Origin of the sequence: Nocardiopsis terrae (genome assembly GCF_014651695.1) — a bacterium.
GTDB lineage: Bacteria > Actinomycetota > Actinomycetes > Streptosporangiales > Streptosporangiaceae > Nocardiopsis > Nocardiopsis terrae.
In genome coordinates this window covers 196,688-206,641 of the sequence record NZ_BMXJ01000004.1, presented here as the reverse complement: position 1 = coordinate 206,641, position 9,954 = coordinate 196,688, and the positions used below count along the sequence as shown (strand labels likewise).

Here is a 9,954-nt window from a genome sequence, read left to right as displayed (position 1 = left end):
TCGGGTGTCAGATTCGGTCATTTTTGTTGTTAACCAGATTAACAACAACGCAATGTGTATGCTGTGCCGACGAGCCGCGAACTCCCGACGTGAACCAGGACGGTGGGTGCGGCTCAAGGGTTTACCCCGTGGGCGCTGATCGGGCCCATGGGGGCCCTTGGTCCCGAACCCCCTGTTCTCCCGCCCCGAGGGAGCACAACACCCCTATCGGGATCCGTCCTCGTCCCCCTCCCACGAGTAGAGAGCCCCCGAACACCTTGGTAGCTCCTGAGCCGAAGCCCGCCCCCGACGGCGTCAAGCACCTGTTCCAGTTCCTCGTCGATTCCGAGGAACTGCGCACCAGACCGGTGCGCACCCTGGAGAGCGCGACCAGAATCCTGTGGCTCGGCGACCTGCCCGAGGACACCCCGGGTGTGATCTCGGGGTTGCTGGACCCCGAGGACTCCGACCAGTGGTTGCGCGTGGAACGGGTCAGCCGCATGGATCCGCCCGCCCTCCCGGAGGTCCTGGAGGAGTGGATCCACCCCGGTGAACGCCGCGACCACCGGAGGGAAGAGCCGCCCGCCCTGCTGGAACTCCCGCTCGAGGCCCTCCTCGGCGGCGGTACCGAGGCCCGGGAGGTTGCGCCCGCGCCCGTTTCCGTCCCCGCGACCGGCAACGGGGACACCAGCGAGGACGGCGACCCGGACGACACCGGAGAAACCGGTGCGGGGGAGGCGGAGGACCGGAAGCCGGTCCCCCTCTCCGAACACCCCGACCAGGAGAGCATCCGCGCCGCCCACTCCGTCTGGGCCGCGCTCTGGTCGGAGTGGGCCGAACACGAACGCGCGGTCAGCCGCCACGCCCAGCTCTACGAAAAGGCCTACCGGATCCACCAGGAGTCGGTGGACCTGGGCGAGTCCTACGAACTCGTCCTCGGCGTCGGTTACCTCACCTGGGTCTCCGGTGAGCAGCCGGTCCGCCGCCACCTGCTCACCCGCCGGGTCGTGGTCGGCCTCGACGAACGGGGAGCCCTGGAGGTCGCGCCCGACCCCGAAACCCCCGGCTTCGTCCTCGAGGAGGACATGCTGGAGGTCTCCCAGCGCCTCCGGGAGGACGGCCGCGAACGCGTCCGCCAACACCTGGAAGCGGCCTCCGAACACGAGGGAGCCGAAGGCGCCGAGCACCTGCACGCCGCCCTGCGCGAATGGTCGGTCCGGGCCACCGCCGACGCCCCCTACGAACCCGACCCCCACCGGCACACCGCGGGCGGAGACCGCCCCCGGATCACCTTCGCCCCCGCGCTCATCCTGCGGGAACGCCCCAAACGCGGGCAGCTCAACGCACTGCGCCAGATCGCCGACACCATCGAGCACAAGGGCGGCGAGACCGCCCTGCTCCGCCACATCGTCGGCGCCGACGACGAGGGACAGGACACGTCCGTCGCTGAGGAGGACACCGACCGCGACGGGCCCGCCGCGGCCGCCGTGCCCGGCAGGGAGGACCTGTACTTCTCCCTGCCCTCCAACGCCGAGCAGCGCCAGATCGCCGAACGCCTGCGGGACAGCGACCTCGTCGTCGTGCAGGGCCCTCCCGGCACCGGCAAGACCCACACCATCGCCAACCTGGTCACCGACCTGCTCGCCCGGGGCCAGCGCATCCTCATCACCAGCCAGACCACCCGGGCGCTCAAGGTCCTCAAGGACAAACTCCCCGAGGAGGTCAAACCCCTGGCGGTCAGCCGCACCGGCGACGGCGTGGACGCCCAGCGGGAGCTGGAGGCCTCCGTCTACGCCATCCTCGAACGCCAGGCCGCACACGACCCGCGGTCCGCCGACACCGAGATCGACCGCCTGCAGGACCGGCTCGACCGCGCCCGCGCGCAGCGCGACCGGGCACTCAAGGACCTGCGGGCCATCCGGGAGGGGGAGACCCACCAGCACCCCCGAGGCCCCGGCGGTTACGGCGGCACCCTGTCGCGCATCGCCAGCCGGCTCGTCGCCGACGAGGCGGAGCGTTCCTGGCTCGGCCGGGTCCCCGCCTTCGAGTGCGCGCTCACCTCCGGCCAGGCCCGCGCCCTGCTGGACACGGCCCGCGCCTTCACACCCGAACAGCGCGCGATCGCCGTGGAGGTCCCCGAAGCCGCCCTCCTGCCCGGATCCGACCAGCACACCGGCGCCGTCGACCTGATCCGGCGCGCCGACGAGGCCGCAGCGCGTGCAGCCGACTCCTGGGACGGACGGGTCGAGCAGGTGCTCACCGGGCTCTCCCGTGACCAGAGCTCCGTGCTGCGCGCCTGCCTGGCGGAGTACACCGCGGCCCGGGACCGCACCCGGCGCCTCCCCGGCCACTGGGGCGAACAGCGTGAGGCCGTACTCGCCGGACGCGACCGCCAGGTGCGTACCCAGGCCCACCGGGCCCGGGCCGACGTCCAGCGGGCCGAGGCCGAACTCGAACCCGTCACGGGTGTGCGCATCGACGGACTCGACGCCTTCACCTACGCCGAGGCGCTGCGACACACCACCGCCCTGCGGGAGGGGTTCGACGCAGGCGGAAAACTCAAGGGCCTCTTCGGCACGCGCACCCGCCTGTACAAGGACCACGCAGCCTTCCTGGAGGGCGTCACCGTCGACGGCAGTGCCCTGGACACCCCCGGGGAACTCGCCCTGGTCCAGCACCGCGTCGCCGCCGAACGCTGCCTCGGCGACGCGCTCAGGGTGCTGGGCCGCCCCGCCGCACACAACTGGGAGGACCCGGTCGTCCGCCTCGCCCAACTGCACGAGGACCTGGAGGACCTCGACCAGCTCCTCGAACTCTCCCGGGTCCGCGAGGCCCTCGCCGGGGCCGCCGCGGGGACACCCGCCCTGGCCGCGCTCGACTGGGCAGAGGACACCGAGGTCGACCGCCTGTCCCTGACCCTGACCGCCGTGGAGGCCGGACACGAGGCCGAGCCCGCCCGTGAACTGGTCGAACGCACTCTGGAGACACTGCGGAACTGGTCCGAGCAGCGCGCCTCGACCCGCTCCGACCTACCCGAACCCGTGCGGGACGCCCGTACCGCACTGGAGAGCGCGGACACCGAAGGCTACGAACGCGCCCTGGCCGCCATGGAACGCGCCCGTGCCGCGCACCGGTTGGCCGAGGAGTTCCGGGCCGCCGAACGGGTGGTCGCCGACGCCCACCCGGGGCTGGCCCGCGCCGTCCGGGAACAGCCGCAGGACCCCGCCTGGGACGACCGGCTGCCCCGACTGGAGGAGGCCTGGGCGTGGTCGGCGTGGAACCAGCGCCTGGCCGAGCTCACCGCTCCCGCAGCCGAGGAGCGCTGCCGGGAGCGCCTCTCCGAGGCCGACGGGGAGGTGCGCCTGACCATGGGCCGCCTCGCCGCAGCGAAGGCCTGGCGCTCATGCCTGTCCCGCCTCACCCGCCACCAGGAGGTCGCGCTCCGCTCCTACCAGCAGAGCATCCGCCGTATCGGCAAGGGCACCGGCCGCCACGCCGCCCGCCACCAGAGCCAGGCCCGCGAGAGCCTGAGCGAGTGCCAGCCCGCCGTCCCCGCGTGGATCATGCCGCTCTACCAGGTGGTGTCCACCGTGCCGATGGACCGGCCCGGCAGCTTCGACGTGGTCATCATCGACGAGGCCAGCCAGTCCGGGCCCGAGGCCCTCCTGCTGGCCTGGCTGGGCAAACGCCTCGTGGTCGTGGGAGACGACAAACAGGTCAGCCCCCGCAACGCCGGACTCGACCAGGCAGAGGTGTTCGCGCTGCAGGCCCGCGAACTCTCCGCCTTCCCGCCCTCGCGCCGCAACCTGTTCGCGCCCAACAACAGCCTGTTCGACATCGTGGGCGGGCTCGCCGACAGCCGCGGCCAGTTGATGCTGCGCGAACACTTCCGCTGTATGCCGGAGATCATCGGCTTCTCCAACGAGGAGTTCTACCAGGGACGCCTCCAGCCGCTGCGCCAGTACGGGGCCGACCGGCTCCCACCGGTGCGGCCCGTCCACGTCGCCGACGGTGTGCTGGAGGGCAGGGGGCAGAAGCAGGTCAACCGCGCCGAGGCCAGGGCGCTCGTGGAGCACGTCGTCCGCTGCTGCGAGGAACCCGCCTACGCCGGACGCAGCATGGGTGTGGTCACCCTGACCGGAACCGCGCAGCAGGCCCTCATCGAGGAGATGCTCAGCGACGCGCTGCCCCTGGAGACCCGGGTGGAGCGCCAGTTGCGGGTCGGCAGCGCCGCCGCCTTCCAGGGCGACGAACGCGACGTGATGTTCCTCGGCTGCGTCTACGCGCCCTTCGACACCGACGGCGAGCCCCGCCGCCCGGCCCCCTTCAGCGGTGTGCCCGACCAGCAGGCCGTCAACGTCGCCGCGTCCCGGGCCAGGGACCAGGTCTGGCTGTTCCACAGCTTCGCCCTGACCGACCTCGGCGCGCACGACATGCGCCGCCGCTACCTCGACTACCTCTCCCGGCCCGCCGAGGACCAGGCCGGCACCGGGGTCGGTCACGTTCCCGCCGACGAACGGGTGGAGCCCTTCGACAGCCTCTTCGAGCAGCGGGTCTACCGGGCGCTGCACGAACGCGGCTACCGGGTGCGTCCCCAGTTCGAGGCCGGGCGCTACCGCATCGACCTGGTGGTGGAAGGAGGCAGTCGGCGGCTGGCCGTGGAGTGCGACGGCGACGCCTTCCACACCGAGGCCAACGCCGAGGACGACGCCGCACGCCAGCGCGAACTCGAAAGGGTCGGCTGGACCTTCGTGCGCATCCGCGGCAGCCGGTTCTTCCGCGACCCCGACGAGGCCCTGCGGCCCCTGTGGAGGCAGCTCGAACACATGGCCATCGAACCCGCCCGAGCCTGAGCCCGGCGCGGTGCCGGTCCATCCGGGACCGGCACCGCACCACCCGTTTCCCGGACCCCCGTTCCCCCCGACCGGAAGGCACACGATGTTCACCCAGGGCCGCCTGACCCGAGGCCGGGGCAACGACCCCAAACACATGCTGTTCGCCGTCCTCAACATCAGCGCCACCGGCTACGAGCCCGCGCGGGGGCACCGTGTCTTCGAAGCCGCCGTCGTCCGGATGCGCGGTGACGGCACCGTCGTGGACGAGTACTCCACCCTCGTCAACCCGCTGAGGCCCGTGCCCTACGACGACCACGCCGAGATCACCGACGCCCAGGTCAGCCGCGCACCCACCTTCGACCGGATCGCCGGAGACCTGCTCGCCTACCTCTCCGGCGCCGTCGTCGTCGCCCACAAGCTGGACCACGAGGACGCCTTCCTCGACAGCGAACTCGGGCGGCTCGGTATCCGCGCGCAGGGGGTGCCCGGCCTGTGCACGCTCCGACTCATGCGCAGCCAGCTGGACACCTTCCCCTACAAGTCCAGGCACCTCTACCGGCTCATGACCGGGAACTGGCCCGAGTGGAACTCCAACGCCCTGGCCGGCGCCCGCCAGCGCGCGCACATGCTCCGCACCCTCATCGACCAGAGCCCGGTACCGCTGCGCTGGAACGGGCCCGGCCCCGCCGTGCTGCCCGAGTTGCCGCGCAGCGGAGTCATCGCCCCGCACATCGTGGGTCTGCGCAAGGGACAGGAGGGGTGGCTGTCCAACCTCGTGGCCAGCCTGCCCGACACCAACCCCTCGCCCCGGCCGAACCCGCAGGGCGCCGCAGCCTACCGGTCGATGCTCGGCCACGCCCTGGCCGACGGGAGGATCGTCGCGGAGGAGGCCCGCCAGCTCGCCGACCTGGCCACCGCGGCAGGGTTCACCCAGGCCACCATCGGCCGGGTCCACGAACAGGTCATGCTGGAGGCCCGTGCCCGTGCCGAGGCGGACGGGGTGGTGACCAGTACCGAACTCCGCGAACTGGAGAAGGCCGCGAAGAACCTCGGGGCCGGGCACGCCATCCAGGACCTGCTGCACGTGGCGGAGAAGGAGAAGGAGCGCAGGAACGGGCCGTTCAAGGGCTGGCGGATCGTCCCGGTGGGGGAGTCCGCAGCGCTCAGCGCGGTGGTGGAGCACGCGGTGGCCCAGGGCGCGACCGTGGGCGTCAACGTCACCAAGACCGTGCGCCTGGTGATCGTTGAGGAGGGCGCGGACGATCCGAAGGTCCAGCGGGCTCTGGAGAGCGGGCACCAGGTGGTGACCCCGGCCCAGGCCTGGGAGGTGCTGAAGGCGGCCTCCCACCGGGCCGACGGGAACCTGTTCGAGGACCGTGACAGCACCGGGGTCGCGGCGCGGCTCAGCGCCGAGCAGCGGCAGCGGCAGCAGACCGAGGACCAGCGGCTCTGGTTGGAGACCTGGCGGCCCCGGGAGCTCACCGAACGGGAGTACCACGAGCAGTTCGTGGCGCCCTATGCGCACCGCGACAGGGCGGCGCGTGGCGAGAGCCGGGCTGACCGGGGCCCGTACCGGATCACGGCCACCATCCCCGCTGAGGCCCAGAAGAAGGGCGGAGGCTGTGCCGGGGCGGTGCTGTTGTTCATGGCGACCGGCGCGACGGCCGCGGCGGCGGCCTTGGAACTGCTGCCCTTCTAGACGGGGCCCGGCGGCCCCACTCCTCTGAACAAGGAGCGAAAGACCATGGTCGAGAACCAGGTGCGCACGTGCGGACGCCCCACCAGATCCGGGCACCCCTGCAGAGTCCGGGTGAACGGCTCGGATATCGCCTGCGGTATCCATTCCACCGAGCGGGACCGGGCTGTGGCCGACGCTCATCGGAGCGGCTACCGGGAAGGGTTCGAGTCCGGTGTCAGGTCCTCCAAGGAATCCTCCAAGCTCCGAATCGAACGGCTTGAGAGGCAGGTGGAGGAACTCCGGCAGCGCCTCGACGAGGAAACGCGTATTCATGAGGTTGGCGGAGACCAGGTCGTGGGGGTCGGAGGTTATGCCTATCGCTGGCGTGGTGAGACCCCACTGGAGGTCGGTGACCGCGTCCTCCTGCCCGAGAACTACGTCAGCCGGATGAAGCACGGGCCCGGTCCGCTGGAGGCGACCGTCACCGTTTTGGGAACGACCTACCAGGGGCCTCTTGCGTTCGTCCTCCGAAGGCTGGACCGGAAGTAGAACGCGCCCCAACAGGTCCTGAGCCGAGGTGACGGCGGCGTCGCGCGACGAGGTCCAGCCGAGTCCTGCGCCACCGAATGAAACTTGATTGTTAACTCGATTAACAATCAAGGCATGTAGATTGGATCCGCGACGTCGTGACAAGCCCCCCGAGGATCAGGACGACGACCAAGGAAGGCGGGTTTACCCAGCCTGTGTAACCGGTGGACACGAAGGACCTCGGGCCCGAGTCGGGCACGCGTGTTCTGTGCGTCGATCCGGTCGGCCGTGCCCCTGGTGGAATAGGAAACAAGCCAGCACCACCCGTTCCCGTTCGCGGTGGAGACGGTTCCCCTTTCGGTGGAAACGGTTTCCTGGTGCGTTGATATAACGAACGTGTCGACCTGTGGATTTCGGGCTTTCCTCCTTGCTAAGGTGCGCTGACCAGCCACCGAAGAAGGGTCGTTAATGGAATTCGACGAGAAGGTCTCCGTGCTCAGCGCCAAAGTGCAGAAGCAGCGCGAGATGACCCAGACCGAGGAAGCAGCGAAGAACGCATTCGTCATGCCCTTCATCGCGACGGTTCTCGGATATGACATCTTCGACCCGCGCGAGGTGGTTCCCGAGTTCACCGCCGACGTCGGGGTGAAGAAGGGCGAGAAGGTCGACTACGCCATCATGCACAGCAACGAAGTGCAGATGCTCATCGAGTGCAAGAAGTCGAACGGGGAGTTGAAGGTCGAGCACGCGTCACAGCTCTACCGCTACTTCTCCGTCACCAACGCGCGGATCGCGGTCCTCACCAACGGGGTGGAGTACCACTTCTACACCGACCTCGAAGCGCCGAACCGGATGGACTCCAGGCCGTTCATGGTGCTCGACCTCAACGATGTCGACGAGAGCCTCCTGCCCGAGTTGCGCAAGCTGACGAAGGCCTCCTTCGATCTGGGATCGGTCGTCGACGCGGCGGAGAAGCTCAAGTACATCGGCGCGATCAAGCGCACGCTGGCCGAACAGTTCCAGGAACCCGACGCCGAATGGGTGAAGTTCCTCGCTGGCCGTGTCTACGACAAGGCTTTCACCAGGCGGGCGCGCGAGCAGTTCACGCCGATCGTCCAGGAGGCCGCCTCCGCCTTCCTCGACGACCAGGTCAACGTCCGGCTGAAGAAGGCACTGGAGTCCACCCGCCCGCAGGCCGAGGCGGATGCGGTCAGCAGTGAGGACGTCGCGGAAGAGGACCTGGAACGCGACACGGGGATCGAGACCACTCTTGAGGAGTTGGAGGGCTACCAGGTCGTCAAGGCGATCGCGTGCAGTGAGGTCAAGCCCCAGCGGATCTCACAGCGGGACTCCAAGAGTTACTTCGCTGTCCTGCTGGACGACAACAACCGGAAGCCGATCGCGCGCCTGCACTTCAACGCCAGGTCGAAGAAGTACCTCGGCACCTTCGACGCCGACAAGAACGAGACCCGCCATCAGCTGGGTTCCATCGACGAGATCTACCTCCACGCCGAGAAGATCCGCGAATCGGTGCGGAACTACCTGGGCTGAGTCCGGGCCGGGGCGGCGCGGTCGGCCGTGCCGCCCCGCCTGGTTCGCTCGGGGCAACCTTCGTCGGGTTCTGAGCGTTTCCGTCGAAGTAGCGCAGGGGAACGAGCAGGACCCCCGCTTCCCGGAGGGAGCGAGGGCCCGTACTGCTCGGGAGGCTTGTCGCCTGGGGCGGGCGTGAAGGGCTGGCTCAGCGAAGGTCGTCCCGGGCGGTCCCGAGGAAGGCCCGCCACTCGTCAGCGGCGAAGAAGAGCGCGCCGAGCTCGCGGTTCTTGGTGTCTCGGACTCCGGTGACCGGTCCTTCGGACACCTCCACGCAGTTAGTCGATGTCCCGCTGTAGCTGGCGGTATGCCATGGCGAGACGGAAACCGGTTGGGAAGGAGCGTGTCCCACCTCGACACAGTTGTTGTCTCCGCCGCTGTAGCTGGATTTGAACCAGTGCTCGGTGCGCGGCTGCATCGCTTACTCCTTCTCCAGAACCTTGGCTGTGCGGCCTAGGAAGTCGATCGTCTGCGCTGGGCGCCAGGCATCGGCCAATAGACGCTCGAAGACCTCCGTGTGCCGGTCCAAGGCGGTCTGATCGTCCCAGAAGAGACTGGTGTTGTCGGTGATGGTCACGAGCACGGTGAGCTCGTCCAGGGTGAGGAGCGTGAACTCGCCGATCTCCAGGGCGGCATGGGCGCCAGCCTCGAAGGGGAGTACCTGAAGGGTGACGTTTGGCTGCTCCGCGATCTGGATGAGGCGTCGAATCTGCTCGGCCATCAGCTTAGGGCCTCCGACTGTGGTGCGGATCGCCGCTTCGCTGATGATCGCCCACAGGTGCGACCGGCTAGCCTGCCAAACCTCCTGCCTGTTCATGCGTACTTCGACCGCAGCGTCGACCACTTCGGGCGCGGCACTAGGCATCGTGCCCTTGAAAAGAGCGCGTACGTAACCTTCGGTCTGCATGAGGCCGGGGACCAGGACAGGCTCGTACGTGCGGAGCCGCCGCGCTGCGCTCTCCAAGCCGATGTAGGTCCCGTAGTCCTCGGCGATCCCACTGGACTGCCACCATCCGGACGATCTGGCTTCCTTGCGCATGTTCAGGAAGCGTTCGATCGTCTCGGCTGGTAGCTCGTAGTACTCCAGAAGGCGTTCCAGGCTTCCGGGCCCAGGGATCACCCCCTCAACGCCAGGGGTCTCCCAGCGGGAGACGGTTGAGGTGTTCACTTTGATGCTCCGGGCTACTTCGGCAAGCTTCCGATCTCCACGCAATTTGCGCAATTCGGTCGCAAGCTGCCATTGCGCGACAGTCGGGCTCATCGTCATGTGGTCCATGTTGCCTCGGGGGGTTTGCAGGCACAAGCAGAGCAAAGAAATCTGTAGATGCGGATTGCATATGCGTC

6 protein-coding genes are annotated in these 9,954 nt (G+C 69.1%); 4 read left to right on the top strand and 2 right to left on the bottom strand.

Features of this window, described 5'->3' with window-relative positions; all coding sequences use genetic code 11:
* Positions 1-257 precede the first annotated feature (257 nt).
* The 4 genes from IE195_RS26485 to IE195_RS12435 all read left to right on the top strand — a co-directional run bounded on the left by IE195_RS26485 (position 258) and on the right by IE195_RS12435 (position 8,571).
* Complete coding sequence (locus IE195_RS26485; RefSeq protein ID WP_191270898.1) at positions 258-4,832, top strand: PDDEXK-like endonuclease domain-containing protein; 4,575 nt, start codon at positions 258-260, stop codon at positions 4,830-4,832.
* A gap of 85 nt (positions 4,833-4,917) precedes the next feature.
* The gene (locus IE195_RS12445) at positions 4,918-6,513 is read left to right on the top strand and encodes a 3'-5' exonuclease (RefSeq protein WP_191270896.1); all 1,596 of its coding nucleotides are present in this window, start codon (positions 4,918-4,920) and stop codon (positions 6,511-6,513) included.
* Positions 6,514-6,558: 45 nt separating this feature from the next.
* Positions 6,559-7,041 (top strand): FliH/SctL family protein, encoded by a 483-nt coding sequence (locus IE195_RS12440; protein ID WP_225942405.1) that lies wholly within the window; start codon positions 6,559-6,561, stop codon positions 7,039-7,041.
* A 447-nt stretch (positions 7,042-7,488) separates the two neighbouring features.
* Positions 7,489-8,571, top strand: a complete 1,083-nt coding sequence (locus tag IE195_RS12435; protein WP_191270894.1) for a type I restriction endonuclease — start codon at positions 7,489-7,491, stop codon at positions 8,569-8,571.
* Between the two features lie 187 nt (positions 8,572-8,758).
* Here the strand turns inward: IE195_RS12435 and IE195_RS12430 are convergent, their stop codons facing one another.
* Together IE195_RS12430 and IE195_RS12425 are read right to left on the bottom strand one after the other, a co-directional pair.
* A complete protein-coding gene (locus tag IE195_RS12430) occupies positions 8,759-9,028 on the bottom strand; it encodes a DUF397 domain-containing protein (protein ID WP_191270892.1) in 270 nt (89 codons plus the stop codon).
* Between the two features lie 3 nt (positions 9,029-9,031).
* Positions 9,032-9,877: a helix-turn-helix domain-containing protein gene (locus IE195_RS12425; RefSeq protein ID WP_191270890.1), complete on the bottom strand. Its 846-nt coding sequence runs from the start codon at positions 9,875-9,877 to the stop codon at positions 9,032-9,034.
* Positions 9,878-9,954: the final 77 nt, after the last annotated feature.